At 50.7% G+C, this 21,100-nt stretch carries 16 protein-coding genes and 1 riboswitch; of the genes, 9 read left to right on the top strand and 7 right to left on the bottom strand.

Annotation, left to right across the window (positions count from 1 at the left end; all coding sequences use genetic code 11):
- Window positions 1-46: 46 nt before the first annotated feature.
- A riboswitch (FMN riboswitch) is annotated at window positions 47-208 on the bottom strand.
- Between the two features lie 129 nt (window positions 209-337).
- Window positions 338-610, top strand: a complete 273-nt coding sequence (ubiK, locus tag ACX9GV_RS01135; RefSeq protein WP_473196753.1) for a ubiquinone biosynthesis accessory factor UbiK — start codon at window positions 338-340, stop codon at window positions 608-610.
- Window positions 611-735: 125 nt separating this feature from the next.
- Here the strand turns inward: ubiK and yjeH are convergent, their stop codons facing one another.
- From yjeH to ACX9GV_RS01115, 4 genes are all read right to left on the bottom strand, one after another.
- Window positions 736-1,989: an L-methionine/branched-chain amino acid transporter gene (gene yjeH / locus ACX9GV_RS01130; RefSeq protein ID WP_473196752.1), complete on the bottom strand. Its 1,254-nt coding sequence runs from the start codon at window positions 1,987-1,989 to the stop codon at window positions 736-738.
- A 60-nt stretch (window positions 1,990-2,049) separates the two neighbouring features.
- Window positions 2,050-3,483 (bottom strand): bifunctional D-glycero-beta-D-manno-heptose-7-phosphate kinase/D-glycero-beta-D-manno-heptose 1-phosphate adenylyltransferase HldE, encoded by a 1,434-nt coding sequence (gene hldE, locus ACX9GV_RS01125; RefSeq protein WP_473196751.1) that lies wholly within the window; start codon window positions 3,481-3,483, stop codon window positions 2,050-2,052.
- A 145-nt stretch (window positions 3,484-3,628) separates the two neighbouring features.
- On the bottom strand, window positions 3,629-6,466 hold the full coding sequence (gene glnE, locus ACX9GV_RS01120; RefSeq protein WP_473196750.1) for a bifunctional [glutamate--ammonia ligase]-adenylyl-L-tyrosine phosphorylase/[glutamate--ammonia-ligase] adenylyltransferase: 2,838 nt from the start codon (window positions 6,464-6,466) through the stop codon (window positions 3,629-3,631).
- Window positions 6,467-6,525: 59 nt separating this feature from the next.
- Complete coding sequence (locus ACX9GV_RS01115; RefSeq protein WP_473196749.1) at window positions 6,526-7,821, bottom strand: CYTH and CHAD domain-containing protein; 1,296 nt, start codon at window positions 7,819-7,821, stop codon at window positions 6,526-6,528.
- Window positions 7,822-8,051: 230 nt separating this feature from the next.
- On the opposite strand from ACX9GV_RS01115, the gene ACX9GV_RS01110 reads away from it, so the two are divergent.
- Both ACX9GV_RS01110 and ACX9GV_RS01105 read left to right on the top strand, forming a co-directional pair.
- Window positions 8,052-8,669, top strand: coding sequence for a TIGR04211 family SH3 domain-containing protein (locus ACX9GV_RS01110; protein ID WP_023490362.1), 618 nt, complete (start codon window positions 8,052-8,054; stop codon window positions 8,667-8,669).
- 167 nt (window positions 8,670-8,836) lie between these two features.
- Window positions 8,837-10,072, top strand: coding sequence for a multifunctional CCA addition/repair protein (locus ACX9GV_RS01105; RefSeq protein ID WP_473196748.1), 1,236 nt, complete (start codon window positions 8,837-8,839; stop codon window positions 10,070-10,072).
- Between the two features lie 35 nt (window positions 10,073-10,107).
- On the opposite strand, the gene bacA is transcribed toward ACX9GV_RS01105, so the two are convergent.
- A complete protein-coding gene (bacA, locus tag ACX9GV_RS01100) occupies window positions 10,108-10,932 on the bottom strand; it encodes an undecaprenyl-diphosphate phosphatase (RefSeq protein ID WP_473196747.1) in 825 nt (274 codons plus the stop codon).
- Window positions 10,933-11,029: 97 nt separating this feature from the next.
- Entirely contained in the window at window positions 11,030-11,389 is a 360-nt protein-coding gene (gene folB, locus ACX9GV_RS01095) for a bifunctional dihydroneopterin aldolase/7,8-dihydroneopterin epimerase (protein WP_037384678.1), read from the bottom strand.
- Window positions 11,390-11,495: 106 nt separating this feature from the next.
- Here folB and plsY point away from each other — a divergent pair, with 106 nt between their 5' ends.
- Window positions 11,496-12,134 (top strand): glycerol-3-phosphate 1-O-acyltransferase PlsY, encoded by a 639-nt coding sequence (gene plsY, locus ACX9GV_RS01090; protein WP_473196746.1) that lies wholly within the window; start codon window positions 11,496-11,498, stop codon window positions 12,132-12,134.
- 50 nt (window positions 12,135-12,184) lie between these two features.
- On the opposite strand, the gene tsaD is transcribed toward plsY, so the two are convergent.
- On the bottom strand, window positions 12,185-13,231 hold the full coding sequence (tsaD, locus tag ACX9GV_RS01085; protein ID WP_473196745.1) for a tRNA (adenosine(37)-N6)-threonylcarbamoyltransferase complex transferase subunit TsaD: 1,047 nt from the start codon (window positions 13,229-13,231) through the stop codon (window positions 12,185-12,187).
- Between the two features lie 231 nt (window positions 13,232-13,462).
- On the opposite strand from tsaD, the gene rpsU reads away from it, so the two are divergent.
- The 5 genes from rpsU (at window position 13,463) to ACX9GV_RS01060 (ending at window position 20,882) form a co-directional block, all read left to right on the top strand.
- A complete protein-coding gene (gene rpsU / locus ACX9GV_RS01080) occupies window positions 13,463-13,678 on the top strand; it encodes a 30S ribosomal protein S21 (protein WP_001144069.1) in 216 nt (71 codons plus the stop codon).
- A 135-nt stretch (window positions 13,679-13,813) separates the two neighbouring features.
- Complete coding sequence (gene dnaG / locus ACX9GV_RS01075; RefSeq protein WP_473196744.1) at window positions 13,814-15,562, top strand: DNA primase; 1,749 nt, start codon at window positions 13,814-13,816, stop codon at window positions 15,560-15,562.
- A gap of 157 nt (window positions 15,563-15,719) precedes the next feature.
- Window positions 15,720-17,558 carry an RNA polymerase sigma factor RpoD gene (rpoD, locus tag ACX9GV_RS01070; RefSeq protein ID WP_023491307.1) on the top strand — a complete coding sequence of 613 codons (1,839 nt, stop codon included), beginning with the start codon at window positions 15,720-15,722 and terminating at the stop codon, window positions 17,556-17,558.
- A gap of 487 nt (window positions 17,559-18,045) precedes the next feature.
- Window positions 18,046-18,270, top strand: a complete 225-nt coding sequence (locus ACX9GV_RS01065; protein ID WP_473196743.1) for a hypothetical protein — start codon at window positions 18,046-18,048, stop codon at window positions 18,268-18,270.
- Window positions 18,271-18,692: 422 nt separating this feature from the next.
- Complete coding sequence (locus ACX9GV_RS01060) at window positions 18,693-20,882, top strand: phosphocholine-specific phospholipase C (RefSeq protein ID WP_473196742.1); 2,190 nt, start codon at window positions 18,693-18,695, stop codon at window positions 20,880-20,882.
- The last annotated feature ends 218 nt before the right edge of the window (window positions 20,883-21,100 follow it).

The following is a 21,100-nucleotide window of genomic DNA, read 5'->3' as shown; positions in this document are numbered from 1 at the left end:
CAATAGCCGAAAAAATAACGCAAGCGGGCTTCGGCCCGGCAGGTGTCGTTACTCTCTCCCATCCGGACTATCACCGTCGGCCCCGGAATTACACCGGATCTGCTGACCTCTAACCCACTCCAAAGAGACAGGCTGAGCGCTCGCGGGCTTTCACCGTAAAAGATGATTTACCGCCGGTGGGGACTTGCACCCCGCCCTGAGAATAAGCCTACAAACTATAAACCTATCCACTGCCTCTTTCAACTGAGTTCATCGCAAGAGGTTAATAGTTTATCTGGCAGGCAACACGCATTACACTAGACGGTAGCCACCCAATATCAGAAAGGGAAACACCACCATGATTGACCCGAAAAAAATTGAACAGATCGCACGCCAAGTACAAGAATCGCTGCCTAAAGGCGTCCGTGAATTCGGGGAAGACGTTGAGAAAAAAGTCCGCCAGGTATTGCAAGCACAACTGACCCGCCTGGATTTAGTCAGTCGCGAAGAGTTTGATATTCAGACCCAAGTATTACTGCGCACCCGTGAAAAACTGGCTCTGCTGGAACAGCGCCTGTCTGAGTTGGAAAACCAACGCCACAGCGCAGTAGTCACCAAACCCGAAGAGTAATAGCGGATTTCTCCGCCATCATTATCAGGTGCGAACCCCTCTAGGTGGGTTCGCAATAATGTGGTGCGCAATAAATAAATGTGGGTGCGCAATAACTGTCGGTTCGCAATAAATGTGGCTTTTGCTTATTGCTTGCGGACCACCGCTGGCAGCTTACGCGGCATCACCAGCCAGATAACCACGAACATTCCCAGTGCATACAGGCTTTCCCAGCCAATAATCACCAGCAACAGCAAGCACAGTAACGAGCCGACAATCGCCATCAGCCGGGAGCGCCCCTGTAATATCCGCCAGCCCGCCAGCATACACAACAGATAAATCAGCACAAAAATCCCATTGGCATAGACCAACAACATATCCAACGGCAATTCCAGGGTATGAATCAGCAAGGTAAAGCTCAGGCAACTGACTGCCACCGCATTCAGTGCATTAACGGGAACCTGCCCAGCGGAGAGTTTAGCTAACGGGCTCGCGGGCCTCTGTTGTGCTTGTGACCACACCAGCCGGGCAAAACTCTGGGTATAAATATTCACGCTGGCAAAGCAAGCCAGATAACCGATGATGCAGGCAACCCATAACGCATGTTCGCCAAAGAGCTGCACCACTATGCCTGGCAGTGAAGCCGCCGCTGCCTGATCCTCACTATATGCATGGAAATGCAACACCGCGACGGTACAGCCCCAATAGACCGCCCCCGCGACCGTCAACCCCACCAGCAACGCCCGGGGAAAATCCCGTTCCGGGTTACGAAATTCTGTCGCCAGATGAGCAAAAGCCTCCAGCCCGACAAAGCACCAGAACATCACGGCAAGTGCGTGGAACATATTAGTTGAAGAGATATCGTGGATAGCTGGCCAAGCGATCTGTGCTGGGGTGATCCCCCCTTGCAGCCAGATCGCCACCACCAATGCGATCACCAAAAGAGCGATCAACGTCTGAATATTCGCGCTGGAACCAGCACTACGTAGGCCCAGTAACCAAATCACCACCAGTGTGGCAATTTCAACCAACAGTAATTGATTAGAGCCCCAACCAAATGCCGCTTGCCAGAAACCCACCGCAATCTGCAAGGCCGCAGGCAACCCCACCGGGATCACGGAAAGAAATAGCCAGGCGGTGACTTTGGCCATTCGCGGGCCAAACGCCAGACCAACAAAGTGCGCAGCCCCTCCGGCACTGGGAAAATGGCGCCCCAATGCGGCAAAGGCAATGGCAATCGGAAAGACCAATATCAACAATATTGGCCAAGCCCACAGGCTGTCACTTCCCGCCACCAGTGCAGCCAAGGCGGGTACGGCAAAGACCCCGGTACCCAACAGTGAAGTGGACAACAGCCCCACGCCTTGTAACAAACTGAGTTCTTGCTTTAGTCCGCTCACTGTACACCGCCTTGTAAACCCAGCCACCATACAAACAAATTGTAGCCGAGTTAATGGCCCTTAGTTGCTGGAACGGTCCTTGATGGCTTTAATGATATTGGTCGTTGATAACCCATTCTCAAAGTTTAGTACTTTGACCTCACCACCATTAGCCCAGACTTCAACACTACCGGCAATTTCATGCGGTTGATAATCGCCACCTTTGACCAGCAGATCAGGCAAAATATCGGCGATAAGACGCTGCGGGGTATCTTCTTCGAACGACACCACCCAATCGACAGCTTCCAGTGCAGCCAACACCACCATGCGGTTTTCCAGCGGATTAATTGGCCGGGTTTCCCCTTTCAGGCGTTTAGTGGACGCGTCACTATTCACTGCAACAATCAGGCGATCGCCCAATTTGCGGGCGTTTGCCAGGTAAGAGACATGGCCGGCATGGAGAATATCGAAAATGCCATTGGTCATCACCACTTTCTCACCCCGTTGGCGCGCCTGTGCCACGGTCTTTTTCAGTTCAGCTTCGCTCATGACACCAAAACCGGTTTTTGCCCGGCCACGAATGGCATTTTCCAGCTCAATAGGGGAAACGGTGGAGGTACCCAATTTACCGACCACCACACCAGCGGCAGCATTAGCCAGGAAACAGGCATCTTCCAAGGTATTGCCTGCGGCCAGTGCCGCGGCCAACACACCGATAACCGTATCACCGGCGCCGGTCACGTCGAACACTTCTTGCGCCAGGGTAGGCAAATGCAGCGGAGCCTGCCCCTGTTGTAACAGGGTCATCCCTTGTTCTGAACGGGTAATTAACAATGCTGACAACTCATACTCCGCCACCAGCTTGATGCCTCGCTCAACCAATTCGGCTTCACTCTTGCAATGACCCACTACCGCTTCAAACTCAGACAGGTTTGGCGTCAATAAGGTGGCCCCGCGATAACGTTCAAAATCGGAGCCTTTAGGGTCAATTAATACCGGTACCTTGGCAGCACGCGCCAACTGGATCATCCCTTGTACCTGGCTCAACGCCCCTTTGGCGTAATCCGATAAGACTAGCGCACCAATTTGTGGCAAAGCGTGCTGGATGCGATCAAAAATCGGCTGTTGATCAACGTTAGAGAAGCCTTCTTCAAAGTCGAGGCGAATCAACTGTTGATTACGGGAAAGTACCCGTAACTTGGTAATCGTAGGATGGGTGGACACCGACACAAAATCACAGCGCACATTCACTTCACTGAGTTTGGTATTCAGGGCTCGTGCTGCATCATCAATCCCCGTCAACCCGACCAGACGAGAGTTGGCACCCAGCGAAGCGATATTCATCGCCACGTTCGCTGCACCACCTGGACGCTCCTCGATAGCCTCAACCTTGACTACCGGCACCGGCGCTTCCGGTGAAATACGGCTGGTCGGCCCGTGCCAATAGCGATCCAACATGACGTCACCCACCACCAATACACTGGCACGGTGAAAATCTGGCAGTGTCACTTTCATCCAATAACTCCCAACAAGTGATATTTCTCATGATTCAAGCGGCAGGAACCCCTTCGCTCACTGCCGCTAGCCATATGATGAGTACAAAAAAAATTTGGCGAATATTAACATAAAAGCCGAAGTAGCCGTAAAAACTGACGACAAATTACCCCAACCATTTACGCCAACTGGCACATACCTGATCACGCTCAGCCGCAAACAACGTCTGACTGACTTTACTGGACTGTTCTTGCAGTGCCAGGTGGTGAATTTCATCACGCATGGTGACATAGGCCATGGTTAACGCCTGCGCCTCCTGTTCCGACATGATGTTATAATTGGCCATCAGCTCAAAGATCCGCACATTATCCGACCAACGCGTTAAACGCGGTTCCCCCCCGGCGTAACGCAACACCAGGTATTGGGCGATAAATTCAATATCGGTGATGCCACCTTCATCGGCTTTGATATCAAATAGATCACGCTGCTTACTCCCTAAATGGTGGCGCATCTTTTCCCGCATTTCCCGCACTTCTTGTTGCAGTTTGGTGACCTCGCGCGGTTTACACAGAATCTCGTGGCGGATGTGGTCAAATTGCTGATGCAATGCCGGGTCGCCATAGACAATACGCGCCCGCACCAACGCCTGATGTTCCCATGTCCAGGCCTCGTTACGCTGGTAGTCAGCAAACGCCTCTATCGTGCTCACCAGCATCCCCGCCGCACCGGAAGGGCGCAGGCGGGCATCCACCTCGTAGAGAATACCGGAAGAGGTACGGGTGCTGAACAGATGCATAATTCGTTGTGCTAAGCGCAGATAAAACTGGCGACCATCAATACAACGTTCGCCGTCAGTCATCACTTCCGGTGGGCAATCCAACAGAAAGACCAGATCGAGATCTGAGCTATAGCCCAATTCCCAGCCCCCCAACTTACCGTAGCCGATAACCGCGAACCCGCGCCCCTCACGCTCATGTAAATGGGTGGGTTGACCGTAACGGGCAGACATATCCATCCAGGCCTGCTGCACCACCGTATCAATGATGGCTTCTGCCAGATAGGTTAAGTGATCACTCACTTTCATCACTGGCAGAACTTCAGCAATATCTGCGGCGGCAATACGCAATTGCTGCGCCTGCTTGAACTGGCGCAATGCTTCTAACTGCTGCTCTTCATCATCTTCCGGGACCCGCAGGCGGTATTGGCGCAATTCACTGCAATACGCCCCTGGAGCCACCGGTTGATACAGCGTGGAGGTATCCAGCAACTCATCCAACAGTAGCGGATAACGTGCCAATTGGCTGGTGACCATCGGTGATGCCGCACAAAGACGAATCAGGTGGCTAAGGGCCGCATGGTTTTCCATCAGCAGTTCAAGATAGGTGGTGCGAGTAACAATGCTCAGCAGTAATTGACTCAAGCGCACCAACACCGTGGTCACATCATGACGTGGGCACACTTCAGCCAATAGGCGTGGCATCAATTGATCCAACACATCTCGCCCACGTGGACCGATAGTCCGCTTGTCTACATCATGACGGAAGCTGGCAATGGTATGCAGCATCTGCTTGCGCGACTCTGGATTCAGATGGGGCGTCAAAGGGGCCAGTTCGTTCTCATCCAGCGCATCCTGCCATAGGCTATGGAAATGCTGATAGTTGGGATCTTCACCCACATCCGGGCTGTCGTCACCAATCAGCTCATCAAACACTGCTCGAACTTGCTGCATATGGTTATCCAGCAGAGTGACCAGCGCTTGCCAATCCGCTTGCCCCATCCCCCAAGCCAAGCGAGCCTGATCCAGCTCATCCTGCGGCAAGGTTTGCGTTTGTTGATCACCAATCGCCTGAAGCAGGTTCTCCAAGCGCCGCAGCAATAGATAGCTCTCACTGAGTGAAGCAACCTGTTGCTCAGCCAACAGCCCTAACGCCCCCACGGCTTGCAACGTGGGTAACAGCGAACTCCCTTGTAAATCCGGCTCACGCCCACCGCGGATCAATTGGAATACCTGAGTAATAAACTCAATTTCGCGAATACCGCCAGCACCCAGCTTGATATTGTCTTTCAACCCCCGCCGCCGCACTTCACGGGCGATCATGCTCTTCATATTACGCAGCGACTGGATCACACTGAAATCGATATAGCGACGGAACACAAAGGGCCGCAACAGGTTACGCAGTTCCTGACTGTAAGGGTCTTCCGCGCCGCCCATCAACCGCGCCTTCACCATGGCATAACGTTCCCAATCCCGCCCCTGCTCCTGGTAATAATCCTCCAGCGCGGCAAAGCTCATCACCAAGGGGCCGCTATCACCAAAGGGCCGCAGGCGCATGTCGACACGATAGACAAAACCATCAATAGTTTGCTGATCCAGCACCTTGATCACCCGTTGCCCCAAACGGGTAAAGAACTGGGCATTATCCAACTCACGCCGCCCGCCCTTAGTGTGGCCATTTTCCGGATAGGCGAAAATCAGATCGATATCAGAAGAAAAATTCAGCTCCCCGCCGCCCAGCTTGCCCATCCCCAGGATCAGCAATGGCTGGGGTTCGCCCTGCGCATTACAAGGGGTCCCCCACTCGCAACAACAGGTTTGATATAGCCAGTCACGGGCGCTGACGATCAGCGTTTCCGCCAAGGCGCTCAGCTGCTGCAGTGTATCTTGCGTTGAACACAACTGTAGGGCCTGCGCCCAGGCAATGCGCACCAGGCTTTCACGGCGGAACAGGCGCAATACCTGCATTAACTGCCCTTCGTCACGCACGTCTTCAAGTGTGTCCTGCAACCAGGCGGCATAATGCTGCCACTCATCCGCCACTGGCGGTTGCTTGCGCAGCGTCTCTAACCATTCCGGGTGGTGAAGCAACATGTCACTGACAAAATCGCTCGACACCAGAACAGCCTGTTCGGTGTTACTGAGCACCATTTCGGCACCCAACGTTTCCTGAAAACGCTGCACAATATTCTGTGCCTGGCGCTGTAATGCAGCAGAGAGTGGCAACATAGTGATGGACCTGTGCTGTGGCCTGCCAGCCATGATTAATAAACTTGGGTATAGACCCTTTAACTTAACCAAAACGACGCATGGGAAAGCGCCTGTTTACGACAAGATTCATACCAGCCCTGGCGATTCTCGGCGACAGCAGATTGCAACTCACGCCAACCCGCAATATAGGGTTCGGTTTCGCTATCAGGATAAGCGCCAGACAGTAATAGCAACGACAGTACCTGCCGGGTCAAACGTGGCAATTGCTCTTGGTAATCATCTTCGCTCAGTTTCTGCGCGAAAGCCGCTTTCAACTCCGCCACACAGCGCGCCAACATAATATCGCAGAAACGTTTGAAGGAACCGCCCAGCTTGACCTGTGCTTTACTATCAATAAAGGGTCGCCATGCAGCGGTCACTAACCACGACGTAAGTACCAACTTACCTTGCAGGTACTCTGGGCTGTAACACAACACCTGAGGCTCGGTGGTTTTTGCCTCCAGCAACGGTTCCAGTGCCGTCAAACAGGCGCGTAAATCCGTACTGGCTTTACGAGGCACCAGACCACCAAACAACACCAGCGCCTGGCGAATCAACGCTATCGCCTCTATCACCCCGTGACGGGCCTGTTGGTCACCACGTAACCAGAGCTCTTCATGATATTGCCAATGACTCAGCGCCTGCTCACAGGCAGCCACCATTCCCTGTTCCACGGTGGATTTGGCCGCCAGTTTCAGTACCTTTAGCGGCTGCCGCTCACGGGGGACATTACCTTGCGCCAAGTGGTAACCGCGAGCAGCCTTGCTCAGGCTCCCCTGCCGCAAACCACCTTGTTCAGCCAATTTTGCCGCCAAAGCCAGTAAATCCGCCGTTTCGCCACTTTTCAGCTCCAGCTCCAGTTCGCATATGGCTTCACTGTCCTCACCTGCACGTACTTCGCCTTGGTCAAAGCCAATCTCGACCTCGCTGTTACCGTAAGTAACCACCCACTTCTCACGCACAAAATCAGTGCGAAACAGCGGCTGCAACGCCTTTTGCAACGGCAGCAACTTGCAACCCTCTGGCCAGATATCCGCAGGGAATTTTTTCAAGCCCAGCGTGGGTTTAGCGATGGCAACATTATATTCTGGCCGCTGATGCAGCCCCCCAATCACCGAACCGGCGGTTTTAAGGGTCATCTCGTATTTGCCATCACAACCACGAATACGCAAACCCATATCATGGTTGCGCATAAAGTTATCGGCAGTTTCATAATAAATATTGGTTAGCTGCTGCGGTGCCACATGCTCATTAGGCCAGGCCGCAAATCGCTCGGAAAGCGTATCGACCGCAGTGGGGGAAACAATAAACTTCAGTTCTATTTCAACACTCATTTTGTTTTTATACTCTAAATCATGCCAGTTATATAAAGACACCAACCACTCACATTCCGCTCAGCTTACCCTGTCAAATCATCCGCAAGTTTGCGGGTATTCTGCAACTTGAATCAAGCTAAGGATGAGATCTCCCCCGGAAAGATAGCTTTCATTCCGGTTTTGCCGTTGCACCTTCAGATTTAACACTCTACTATCTTTCCATAAATCCACACAGAAACGATCAAACTATGCCGAAATTACGCCTGATTGGACTTACCATATTCAGTTTTAGCATCACTTGGTGCGCACATGCCGAAGATAAACGCTATATCTCCGATGAATTAAACACCTATGTCCTTAGTGGCCCAGGTAACCAATTTCGTGTTGTCGGCACACTTAATGCCGGCGAAGAAGTCACGCTATTGAACGTCAATGACAGTAATAGTTACGGGCAGATCCGTGATGCCAAAGGGCGCACGGTCTGGATCCCACTAAGTCAACTAAGTCAAACACCCAGCCTGCGCACGCAAGTACCACTGTTAGAACAGCAGGTGAAAGACCTGACCGATAAATTAGCCAACATTGATAACAGCTGGAACCAACGTACCGCCGACATGCAGCAGAAAGTCGCCACCAGCGACAGCACCATCAATAGTTTGCGCCAAGAAAACCAGAATCTAAAGAATCAGTTGATTGTAGCGCAGAAAAAGGTAGATGCGGTTAACCTGCAGCTTGACGACAAACAACGGACCATTATTCTGCAGTGGTTTATGTACGGTGGTGGCGTCGCGGGTATGGGGTTACTGATTGGCCTACTGCTGCCTCGCCTGGTGCCACGCCGTAAAAACAGCCGCTGGATGAACTAATAACCGTTACCTACGGTTCAAATATCTGTGGTTGTTGACCAGGTTCTTAAGCTCAAGATACCCGAGCCAAAACCGACCATGGGCATACTAATGACCGATGTTGCCAACAGCCCATCGGTCGGTTTGCCCTGATAACCGCTGTACCCACAATATTCAGGAGCTAAACCGTGAAGACTTACCTGGTCGGCGGCGCTGTACGCGACACCCTGCTTAATCTGCCGGTAGTTGATCGGGACTGGGTGGTGGTGGGTGCCACACCCGATGAACTGCTCGCGCTCGGTTATCAGCCTGTGGGTAAAGACTTCCCGGTGTTTCTCAACCCGAAAACCCATGAAGAGTACGCACTGGCACGTACCGAGCGTAAATCGGGTCAGGGGTATACCGGTTTTAACTGCTACGCGGCCCCGGATGTCACCCTCGAAGCAGACTTGATGCGCCGTGATCTCACCATCAATGCCATGGCACAGGAAGACAACGGGAATTTGGTCGATCCCTATCATGGTCAAGCTGACCTTAATGCCCGCATTTTACGCCATGTTTCCCATGCCTTTGCAGAAGATCCGCTACGTGTTTTACGGGTAGCCCGCTTTGCTGCGCGCTTTGCCCCTTTGGGCTTTACCATCGCAGCGGAAACCCAGGCGCTGATGCGTAGCATGGCTGAAAGTGGCGAGTTATCCAGCTTAACCGCAGAACGAGTTTGGAAAGAAACAGAGAAAGCCTTACAGAGCCAGACTCCCCAGGTTTATTTCCAGGTACTACGGGACTGTGGGGCGTTAAAGGTGTTGTTCCCAGAAATTGATGCCTTATTTGGCGTACCGGCACCCGAAAAGTGGCACCCAGAGATCGATACCGGGGTACATACGTTGATGACACTGGCGATAGCCAGCCAACTCAGCGCTGAAGTGGCTATCCGTTTCTCCGCTCTGTGCCACGACTTGGGTAAGGGGCTAACACCGAAAGAACTCTGGCCCCATCACTACGGTCATGGCCCAGTGGGGGTCAGGTTGGTGGAACAACTCTGCCAACGGTTACGCGTGCCGAACCCACTGCGTGAACTGGCCAAACTGGTGGCGGAATATCATGACCTGATCCACACCGTTGACAAGCTACGCCCGGAAACATTGCTCAAGTTGTTTGATAACATTGATGTCTGGCGTAAACCACAACGTCTGCAACAGATGATCCTCTCCAGCGAAGCTGATGCCCGAGGGCGCACCGGGTTTGAAAACTCACCTTACCCGCAAGGTGACTACTTGCGCCAAGCCTATCTGGTCGCCAACAGCATTTCGGTGAAAGAGGTGGTAGCCAGTGGCCTGCAAGGGCTGGCAATCCGCGATGAAGTGCGCCGCCGCCGCCAGCAAGCACTGGCAGAATGGAAGAAAGAGCAAGCCCCTTCAGCGTAATCATCACGCCAGGGGGGCTTACCCTTTTTACTCAATTACATAAACACCATATAAACCACACCCGCAACGATAAACCGGTAGATAGCAAACGGCACAAACGAAATACGTTTGATCAACTGCAGGAAAGTTTTAATCGCGATCAGCGCGACAACGAAAGCCGTAATAAAACCAACGGCGAACATTGGCAAGTCGGCCAAGGTCAGAAAATGCAGGCTCTTATAGAGATCCAGTATACTGGCCCCCATCATCATCGGTACCGCCAGGATGAAGGAAAACTCAGATGCTGCATAACGGTTTACCCCCACCAGCATACCGCCAGAAATGGTGGATCCTGAACGGGAAAAACCCGGCCACAGCGCCAGACACTGGAAGCAACCGATAGCAAACGCTTGACGATAAGTGATGTCATCCAACCCCACTGCCCGTGGGTTTTTCGGTTTTAGCCATTCCGCTACCAACAGCAGCACGCCACCGGCAATCAGGGCATACATGACGTTTTTCGCTTCAAACAGCGATTTGATAAAATCATGAAGCAGCAGCCCCAACACCACCGCCGGGAACATCGCCAGCAGGATATGCCCCAACGTCAGGTGCCCTGCCGTCTTCCCTTCATGAGCTACTGGTTTACCACCAAAATGAATGCCGATCAGACCAAACAAGCGGCGCCAGAACACCACCACTACCGCCAGAATCGAACCCAGTTGAATAATCACTTCAAAAGTTTTGGCCGTATCCCCGGTAAAACCCAACCATTGCCCAACAATAATCATATGGCCAGTGGAAGAGACCGGTAGGAACTCGGTCAATCCTTCAACCACCCCAAGCACAAATGCCACAAACAATAAATGTACGTCTGTCATCAACCTGCCTACTCCGTTTAAAATTTAACAGCTTATTCTATACCCAGGTTCATTCAAGTTGCAGCCAATATCACTAGCGCATAAAAATGACCGAGTTTCAGACTGGCCGCCTACCGCGTTCAATAATCACCCCAACCCGGTTTGCTTGGGCCACCGCCCCCGGTTTGCTGACTTTAATACGCACCCAAGGAGAGTTAAAACGTTGCAGTAAAATTTCAGCCACTTCTTCCGCTACACGCTCTACCAAAGCAAAACGATTAGGTTGTACATGCCCAATCACCGCCTCACTGACATCCGCGTAGCTTAGGCAGTCATTCACATCATCACTGGCTGCGGCTTGGCGATTATCCCAGGCCATTTCGATATCGAACACCAGCTTCTGTTGAATGGTCTGTTCCCAGTCATAAACACCAATGGTGGTGATCACACTAAGTTCTTCAATAAATACGATATCCATCACGTCATTCTCAGTTTTTGCCCTCGCCAGTACCACTTCTGGCTGAATATGCGTATTATCCATGGATATTGTAAGTAAAACGACCATTATTAAACGGAACCGCGTTATGAGTGCTACCGCGCTTGGCATGATTATCTTCGCGTATCTGTGTGGCTCAATTTCCAGTGCGATCCTGGTTTGCCGGATCGCCGGGCTACCTGATCCGCGTGAACAAGGGTCAGGAAATCCTGGGGCCACCAATGTGCTGCGTATTGGCGGGCGCTTGGCGGCACTGGCGGTATTACTGTTTGATATTATCAAGGGGATGCTGCCGGTCTGGCTGGCTTATTGGCTCAGCCTGCCACCGCTATACCTGGGGTTAACCGCCATCGCCGCCTGCCTTGGGCATATTTACCCGGTGTTTTTCCATTTTCGTGGGGGGAAAGGCGTCGCCACTGCATTCGGTGCCATTGCACCAATCAGTTGGGACCTCACCGGCCTGATGACCGGAACCTGGCTGCTGACGGTACTCTTGAGTGGTTACTCCTCGCTGGGGGCAATCATCAGCGCACTCATTGCACCGTTTTACGTCTGGTGGTTCAAGCCGCAGTTCACCTTCCCGGTCGCCATGCTCTCATGCCTGATCCTGTTGCGCCATCACGACAATATTCAGCGCCTGTGGCGTGGGCAAGAAGGGAAAATCTGGGGGAAATTCCGCAAAAAAAATAAAGAAACAGCGGAATCGGCAGAAAAAAAAGAAGAGTAATCAGCGGCTAAGTTATCTATTCAAGCTTAATCCAGCCGCTGTTTATCTATTCACTTGGCGCTATCTAGCGTGACGGGGTTGAAATCAACCGCAGGCAACTCTGCCAGTGGCCAGCGTGGGTGCACCGAAACACTCAATTCACTATCGGCGCCGTTTTTCAGCCGGATCATCCCGGCGTAGGCAATCATGGCACCGTTATCGGTACAAAATTCCGGGCGAGCATAAAAAACCTCACCCCGACGTTTTTTCATCATTTCCGCCAGTTTATGGCGTAACGTCTGGTTTGCACTCACACCACCAGCAACCACCAGCCGCTTAAGGCCGGTTTGCTCCAACGCACGTTTACACTTGATGGCTAAGGTTTCTACCACCGCATCCTCAAATGCCCAGGCGATATCAGCTTGAGTTTGCTCATCGTTACCGTTGGCACGAATCGTATTGGCAGCAAACGTCTTCAAGCCGGAAAAACTGAAATCCAAACCGGGACGGTCCGTCATTGGCCGTGGAAAGGTAAAACGGCCAGGAGTCCCCTGTTGCGCCATTTTTGACAACAATGGCCCACCCGGGTAATCCAACCCCAACAACTTTGCCGTTTTGTCGAATGCTTCACCGGCAGCGTCATCAATCGACTCGCCGAGCAAGGTATATTCACCCACGCCGTTGACACAAATAAGCTGGGTATGGCCACCAGACACCAGTAACGCTACAAAGGGAAAGGCAGGTGGGTTATCCTCCAGCATGGGAGCCAGCAAGTGCCCTTCCATATGATGTACTGGCACCGCGGGCACGTTCCAGGCAAAGGCCAGCGCGCGACCAATGGTAGCCCCAACCAGCAGTGCCCCGACCAAACCCGGGCCCGCGGTATAGGCGACACCATCGATATCCGCCGCCGACAACCCGGCCTCTTTCAGCGCAGCCTGTATCAACGGCACGGTTTTGCGCACATGATCACGGGAAGCCAGTTCCGGCACCACACCACCATAGTCGGCATGCAGTTTAACCTGGCTGTAAAGTTGATTAGCTAATAAACCGGCTTGGTCGTCATACACTGCAATTCCGGTTTCATCACAGGACGTTTCTATACCCAGTACGCGCATTACATTTCCCATCATTCACGTGCAGCGGTCAGTTTATCACAATCCATAGAGCGTTTACTGCCAATCCGGCAAGTTGAATCAACTTGAAGGGCCACTTTGGCTAAAGGATAATCATATGAGTTTGCCATGGTGCTTTACAAAGCAGCATGCATTGAAGTAAAATTCCGCACCATTTTGAAAAGGCTGGCGCTTGGCCAGCAGCAAACCGAATTTTATTGAGGTGAGAGGCACATGCCTGTAATTAAAGTACGTGAAAACGAGCCATTTGATGTTGCTCTGCGTCGTTTCAAGCGTTCCTGCGAAAAAGCGGGTGTTTTAGCTGAAGTTCGTCGCCGTGAGTTTTATGAAAAACCAACTACCGAGCGTAAACGTGCTAAAGCTTCTGCGGTAAAGCGTCACGCCAAGAAACTGGCTCGCGAAAACGCACGCCGCACTCGTCTGTATTAATCCTTCGGGGGGCAACCCCACCGCGTGTTTGTTGGTTTTAAACAACACGCAGACCGAGTAGTTGCATACGAAGGCCGTGCCTTCCGGAAGGAAAGCGCGGCTTGTTCTTGTTTATAGCAAATATAACAGGGGCTTATGGCTGGGCGAATTCCGCGTGTATTTATCAATGACTTGCTGGCTCGTACCGACATCATCGATCTGATCGATGCGCGGGTGAAGCTTAAAAAGCAGGGCAAGAACTATCACGCATGTTGTCCGTTCCACCACGAGAAAACACCTTCATTCACTGTAAATGGTGAAAAACAGTTTTATCACTGTTTTGGTTGTGGGGCACATGGCAACGCCGTCGATTTCCTGATGAATTACGACAGACTGGAGTTTGTCGAAACCATCGAAGAACTCGCCGCCATGCAGGGTCTGGAAGTGCCTTACGAGGCAGGTAACGGGCCAACGCAAATTGAACGCCATCAGCGCCAAAATCTCTACCAACTGATGGAACAGCTCAGTACGTTCTATCAACAGTCGCTACATCAACCCAGTGGGTTGTCGGCACGTCATTACCTACAACAACGTGGATTGAGTGATGAGGTTATCCGCCATTTTGCCATCGGTTTTGCACCGCCGGGTTGGGATAACGCGCTCAAGCGTTTTGGCGGGAATGGCGACAACCGGGCCGCATTGAATGATGCCGGTATGCTGGTGACCAACGATCAAGGGCGTACTTATGATCGTTTTCGCGAACGTGTGATGTTCCCCATTCGCGACAAACGTGGGCGAGTCATCGCTTTTGGTGGGCGGGTATTGGGTGATGGCTTGCCAAAATACTTGAACTCGCCAGAAACTGAAGTGTTCCACAAAGGCCGCCAGTTATATGGCCTGTATGAAGCACAACAGATTCACTCCACCCCACAGCGCCTGTTGGTGGTGGAAGGTTATATGGATGTGGTGGCATTAGCGCAATATGGCATAGATTATGCCGTTGCCTCATTAGGCACCTCAACCACGGCGGAACACATTCAGTTACTGTTCCGCGCCACAGATAATGTGATCTGTTGTTATGATGGTGACAGGGCTGGCCGCGAGGCAGCTTGGCGTGCGTTAGAAACCGCACTGCCCTATCTTAATGATGGTCGCCAGTTACGTTTTATGTTTTTGCCTGATGGTGAAGACCCGGACACCTTAGTACGCAAAGAGGGCAAAGAGGCCTTTGAACAACGAATGGAGCTGGCGCAGCCGCTTTCCACTTTCTTATTCGAAACCTTGATGCCACAAGTGGATTTAAGTAGCCCGGATGGTCGCGCCAAACTGAGTACACTGGCACTGCCGTTGATCACTCAGGTGCCCGGAGAAACGTTGCGTTTATATTTGCGTCAACAACTGGGTAGTAAGCTGGGCCTGCTGGATGACAGCCAACTTGATAAGTTGATGCCCAAACAGATGGAAAATGCCAATCCTTATCAGGCCCCCCAGTTAAAGCGCACGACCATGCGTATACTGATAGGTTTACTGGTGCAGAATCCACGTTTGGCTACACTTATACCATCGCTGGAAGGGTTAGAGCAGAGCAAGCAGGCAGGCTTACCGTTATTTTCTGAATTGGTGCAGACCTGTTTAGCACAGCCTGGGCTCAACACCGGCCAGTTGCTGGAGCTCTATCGGGACAATGAATTCAGTCCGCAGCTTGAAACCTTGGCAACATGGAACCATATGATCGTTGAGGATCAAGTTGAACAACATTTTTTAGATACATTGACTAACCTGTATGAGTCAATCTTGGAAAAACGCCAGGAAGATTTAATCGCCCGTGACAGAACGCATGGCCTGAACGCCGATGAGCGTAAAGAACTTTGGTCATTGCAGCTGGCGTTAGCGAAGAAAAACTGAATACCAAACGGCTTAAGTGCCGCTAAAAAACAGGGAAATGCCCTGATATATGTCGCCATAGTGGGCCGCGACAACAATGAAAACGCCCCAAATGCTATTGTTGGCAGTTTAGCCGACCGACACCAACCTAAATACTCTGAAGTGTGGATACCGTCTTATGGAGCAAAACCCGCAGTCACAGCTAAAGCTACTTGTCACCCGCGGTAAGGAGCAAGGCTATCTGACCTATGCTGAGGTCAATGACCATCTGCCGGAAGATATCGTCGACTCCGACCAGATCGAAGACATCATCCAGATGATCAACGACATGGGCATCCAGGTGCTGGAAGAAGCACCGGACGCCGATGATTTGATGCTGGCCGAGAATACCACCGATACTGACGAAGATGCCGCAGAAGCTGCAGCTCAGGTGCTCTCAAGCGTTGAATCCGAAATTGGCCGTACCACTGATCCGGTGCGCATGTATATGCGTGAAATGGGTACCGTTGAACTGTTGACGCGTGAAGGTGAAATCGACATCGCCAAACGCATTGAAGACGGTATCAATCAGGTGCAGTGCTCAGTTGCCGAGTACCCGGAAGCCATTACCTACTTGTTGGAACAATATGATCGTGTCGAAGCGGGCGAAGTGCGCCTGTCTGACCTGATCACCGGCTTTGTCGACCCTAATGCGGAGGAGGAAGTTGCGCCAACCGCTACGCACATCGGTTCTGAATTAACACCTGAAGAACAGAATGACGACGAAGAGGACGAAGAAGACGAGGATGATGCTGAAGACGACAACAGCATCGACCCGGAACTGGCACGCCAGAAGTTTCTTGACCTGCGCACCCAACATGAAGCAACCAGCCTGGTTATCAAAACCCATGGCCGTAGCCATGCCAGTGCAGCAGAAGAGATCCTGAAGCTTTCTGAGGTCTTCAAACAGTTCCGTCTGGTGCCTAAACAGTTCGACTTCCTGGTCAACAACATGCGTGCCATGATGGATCGCGTTCGTACTCAAGAACGCCTGATCATGAAACTGTGTGTTGAACAGTGCAAAATGCCGAAGAAAAACTTTGTGACCCTGTTTGCTGGCAACGAAACCAGTACCACCTGGTTTGAAGCTGCACTTGCCATGGCCAAACCATGGGCAGAGAAACTCAAAGAAGTGGCTGACGATGTTCAACGTAGCCTGCAGAAACTGCGCCAGATCGAAGAAGAAACCGGCCTGACCATTGAGCAAGTTAAAGACATCAACCGTCGCATGTCGATTGGCGAAGCCAAAGCTCGCCGCGCGAAGAAAGAGATGGTTGAAGCCAACTTGCGTCTGGTTATCTCTATTGCCAAGAAATACACCAACCGTGGCCTGCAATTCCTGGATCTGATCCAGGAAGGTAATATCGGTTTGATGAAAGCAGTAGATAAGTTTGAATACCGCCGTGGTTATAAGTTCTCGACTTATGCAACTTGGTGGATCCGCCAGGCGATCACCCGTTCGATTGCGGATCAGGCGCGCACTATTCGTATTCCAGTGCATATGATTGAGACCATCAACAAGCTCAACCGTATCTCACGCCAGATGCTGCAAGAAATGGGCCGTGAACCGACGCCGGAAGAGTTGGCTGAACGCATGTTAATGCCGGAAGACAAGATCCGTAAGGTGTTGAAGATCGCCAAAGAGCCTATCTCCATGGAAACGCCAATTGGTGATGATGAAGATTCGCATCTTGGTGATTTTATTGAGGATACCACTCTTGAGCTGCCACTGGATTCTGCCACTTCGGAAAGTCTGCGTTCTGCCACCCACGATGTTCTGGCTGGCCTGACCGCGCGCGAAGCGAAAGTACTACGGATGCGTTTCGGTATTGATATGAATACCGACCACACTCTGGAAGAAGTGGGTAAACAGTTTGACGTTACCCGCGAGCGTATCCGCCAGATCGAAGCTAAAGCGTTGCGTAAACTACGCCACCCAAGCCGCTCGGAAGTGTTACGCAGCTTCTTGGATGATTAAGTTTTTCGACCCAAGCCCCAGCATTGCTGGGGCTTAATTATTGAAAGACAGAATAGACCACCTGCTTATTTTCCATAGTGGAAATATCCGCAGATACCATTCTAGATTCCCCCCAGTTCCTCTAATCAATTCTGTCACCGAAGTGGATACCAGCAGATTTAGTCACCATCAGCCATAAGGCATTCTGCGGGTATTGAGTTGTAAAAACGACCTCCGCGCTTGGCAATATCATCTCAGAAAATTCCGTCCTGCTTTCCTTTGACCCTATCCTTACCTCTACCCTAGTCCGGTTCCAAAGCCACGTTCGCTTGCCGTCCCTTGCAGTGGATACCCTTGCCACGGGTCATAACTCTGCAATTTAATGGTGATGGATATCCTCTTGAGATGTAACGCTAATTACATATTACTTTCATATTTTTACCATCATTGAGGACTACAGTGCAGGAGATCATTTTAAACTGATCATTTTAAACAAGGAGAGTAAAACATGCCTATTACCCGCCATCGCCAATCTCATTGGCTCAAGAAATTGTCTTATTTATTTCTCGTTTCATTCTGTTTGACATGTTTGTCAGCCTGTGACTCATCCGACAGTTCTAAATCTTTCAGTGAATTTAAAAAAGAGCAGAAAGAAAATGAAAAAGAGGAAGGAAAAGAAAAAGAAGAAGAGAAAGAGAAAGAGAAAGAAGCCACCATACGTTGCGCCCCTTAATTAGGTTAAAACACCCCCTAATTATCACCTGATATTATATACACAAAATAATTCGAGTTGCCTGTAGGCGGCAACTGAGCGAATCCCTGGGAGCATAGCTAACTATGTGACTAGGGTGAACGAGGGCAGCCAACACCCAAGCAACTTGAAGTATGACGAGTATAGATGAAATGATCCTTTAGATAATTTAGTTGCAGGACAAAACGCAAAGCGTTTTGAACAGCGCTTGCGCTGGCCCTTTAGGGCGATGCCTTGTGCCGAGTAACGTGGTGAACTTATGACTCATCGGTCGTTAACCGATTTGAATTTCACAAAACAATAGCCCGAAATGTCAGCCCTATGGAGAAGTAAATCATAAGCACAGCCAGCACATCGACAACTTTCATTATTAAAGCGAAGAATAAGGGAAACAGGACTCCGTTATGACTATTGATAAAAGCAAACGCAAATTTTTAAAAGGGTCATTAAGCACCGTTGCTGCGATGACTGCTATGCAAATGTTCCCACCTAGCATTCAAAAAGCGCTGGCCATTGCGGCAAATAATGCAACCGGCACGATTAATGATGTGGAGCATATTGTTATATTTATGCAGGAAAACCGCTCCTTTGATAATTACTTTGGTACGCTCCCTGGCGTGCGTGGTTTTGGCGATCGCTTTACGATTCCATTACCCGATGGCCTGAATGTGTGGCAACAGAAGGATGGTAAAGGGAACTCCATATTACCTTATCGTCTTGATCAAAATCAGGGTAATGCGCAACGTGTTGCAGGAACGCCGCATTCTTGGGTTGATGCCAGAAATGCCTGGGATAAAGGCCGCATGACAAACTGGCCTCAATACAAAGAACCTCAATCCATGTCCTATTATGGTGAGCAGGAATTAGAATATCAATTTGCCCTCGCTAATGCTTTTACCGTCTGTGATGCCTATTATTGCTCTCTGCATGGTGGTACTAATAGCAACCGTTTATTTCATATGACGGGGACCAACGGCGCAACCACACCTACCGGCAAGGTCGTGGTTAATAATGTCTTCGATGAACTCGCCACTGATACCGACCTGAATTACGCGTATGACTGGACCACCTACCCAGAACGTTTGGAAGCTAAAGGCGTATCCTGGAAGGTTTATCAAAATATGCCGGATAACTTTACTGACAATCCATTGGCGGGGTTCGCTCAATATCGCGAAGCCAATATCCTTTCTGGCAAGCCAGTCTATAACGATCTTCAACCGGAAGAAAACCCGAGTTATGATCCGGCAACCGATAGCAAAGGATTATATAAAGGTATTGCCAATACCATGTCCGATGGTGGTTTTTTAGCGAGCTTTAAACAGGACATTTTGTCAGGTAATTTGCCGCAGGTAACTTGGATTATTGCTCCTGCTGCCTATTCCGAACACCCTGGCCCTTCAAGCCCAATACAGGGGGCTTGGTATACCCAGGAAATTCTGGATGCATTAACAGCTAATCCGGATGTATGGAGTAAGACGGTATTATTCCTCAATTTCGACGAAAATGATGGCTACTTTGATCACATGCCACCACCTTGTGCCCCTTCTTTGGATGCAGATGGTCAACTTATCGGTAAATCTACGCTCAGTGATAAGGATTTATCGTATGAATATTACACACATCCGATTGTTGATGGCACGAGAATGCCCCCTCAGGACCAAGATTGCTATGGCCCTGGTCCACGGGTGCCCATGTTTGTTATTTCCCCTTGGAGTCGCGGCGGTTGGGTCAATTCACAGCAATTTGATCACACGTCGGTACTGCGCTTTCTGGAAACCCGTTTTGGCATAGCAGAAGAAAACATTAGCCCTTTCCGGCGCGCGGTGTTCGGCGATTTGACCAGTGCTTTTAACTTTGCCAACCCTAATTTTGAGCAAATGCCCGCCCTCGCAGGTCGAAATACCAAAGACAATGCGGATACATTGCGCAATGAACAGCAAAAGAAGCTAAAAATTCCTGTTCCATCACAACAAAACTTGCCAGTACAGCAACCGGGTATAAAACCAGCGCGTGCTTTGCCTTATGAGCTCCACACCAGTGCCCGCACTGATGCTACGGCCCAAGTCGTCAGCCTGATCTTTTCCAATACGGGCAGTGAGGCGGCGGTATTCCATGTATACGATAAGTTGCATCTGGATCGCGTACCGCGCCGTTATGTTGTTGAGGCAGGTAAACTATTAGACGATATCTGGGCACTTGATGATGACGGGCGTTATGATTTGTGGGTATTAGGCCCCAACGGCTATCACCGTGCTTTTGCTGGTCTATTAACTCGGGATAGTACTGCTGCTAATCCCGAAATACGTGTTTGCTATAACATTACGACAGGTGGCGTGATAGTGACGTTGATGAACAACGGTACGCAACCCTGCATCTTTAACGTATCAGCCCAAGCCTATCGTAAAGATGGCCCTTGGACGATTAACGTTGACGCTGGTACCCAAAAGGATTTGGACTGGAACCTGGACGATAGCGGGAACTGGTATGATTTTGAGGTGACTTGCCCAGCATTACCGGATTACCGTCGCCGTTTTGCTGGCCATGTGGAAACGGGTAAACATACCATTACCGACCCGGCCATGGGGTTGTTGTAAGGCATAGACCCGACATTGCGCTGCATACCAACCTAAAATCAAAATACGTCAGGGATTCACCTGATGTGCATTATCCCGGAGGTTAAACCTCCGGGAACGTACTTACCGTTTTCATCTTATTATTTAAAGCATAGAAATCCGGTTGACCAATAATTGCTTTAAAATTTAATTTTTCAAAAAACGCCATAACAGCATCATATTGTAAATTGAAGCCTGTA

The sequence above is a fragment of the Serratia sp. 25CWL12 genome (genome assembly GCF_055790885.1).
The sequence above is the reverse complement of the archived record's forward strand: the minus strand, read 5'-3'. Positions and strand labels throughout refer to the sequence as shown.

Coding starts and splice junctions, on each gene's coding strand:
- ubiK (WP_473196753.1), top strand. CDS start 338: ATGATTGACCCGAAAAAAATTGAACAGATCGCACGCCAAGTACAAGAA.
- hldE (WP_473196751.1), bottom strand. CDS start 3,483: ATGAAAGTGACACTGCCAGATTTTCACCGTGCCAGTGTATTGGTGGTG.
- glnE (WP_473196750.1), bottom strand. CDS start 6,466: ATGTTGCCACTCTCTGCTGCATTACAGCGCCAGGCACAGAATATTGTG.
- ACX9GV_RS01115 (WP_473196749.1), bottom strand. CDS start 7,821: ATGAGTGTTGAAATAGAACTGAAGTTTATTGTTTCCCCCACTGCGGTC.
- ACX9GV_RS01110 (WP_023490362.1), top strand. CDS start 8,052: ATGCCGAAATTACGCCTGATTGGACTTACCATATTCAGTTTTAGCATC.
- bacA (WP_473196747.1), bottom strand. CDS start 10,932: ATGACAGACGTACATTTATTGTTTGTGGCATTTGTGCTTGGGGTGGTT.
- folB (WP_037384678.1), bottom strand. CDS start 11,389: ATGGATATCGTATTTATTGAAGAACTTAGTGTGATCACCACCATTGGT.
- plsY (WP_473196746.1), top strand. CDS start 11,496: ATGAGTGCTACCGCGCTTGGCATGATTATCTTCGCGTATCTGTGTGGC.
- tsaD (WP_473196745.1), bottom strand. CDS start 13,231: ATGCGCGTACTGGGTATAGAAACGTCCTGTGATGAAACCGGAATTGCA.
- rpsU (WP_001144069.1), top strand. CDS start 13,463: ATGCCTGTAATTAAAGTACGTGAAAACGAGCCATTTGATGTTGCTCTG.
- dnaG (WP_473196744.1), top strand. CDS start 13,814: ATGGCTGGGCGAATTCCGCGTGTATTTATCAATGACTTGCTGGCTCGT.
- rpoD (WP_023491307.1), top strand. CDS start 15,720: ATGGAGCAAAACCCGCAGTCACAGCTAAAGCTACTTGTCACCCGCGGT.
- ACX9GV_RS01065 (WP_473196743.1), top strand. CDS start 18,046: ATGCCTATTACCCGCCATCGCCAATCTCATTGGCTCAAGAAATTGTCT.
- ACX9GV_RS01060 (WP_473196742.1), top strand. CDS start 18,693: ATGACTATTGATAAAAGCAAACGCAAATTTTTAAAAGGGTCATTAAGC.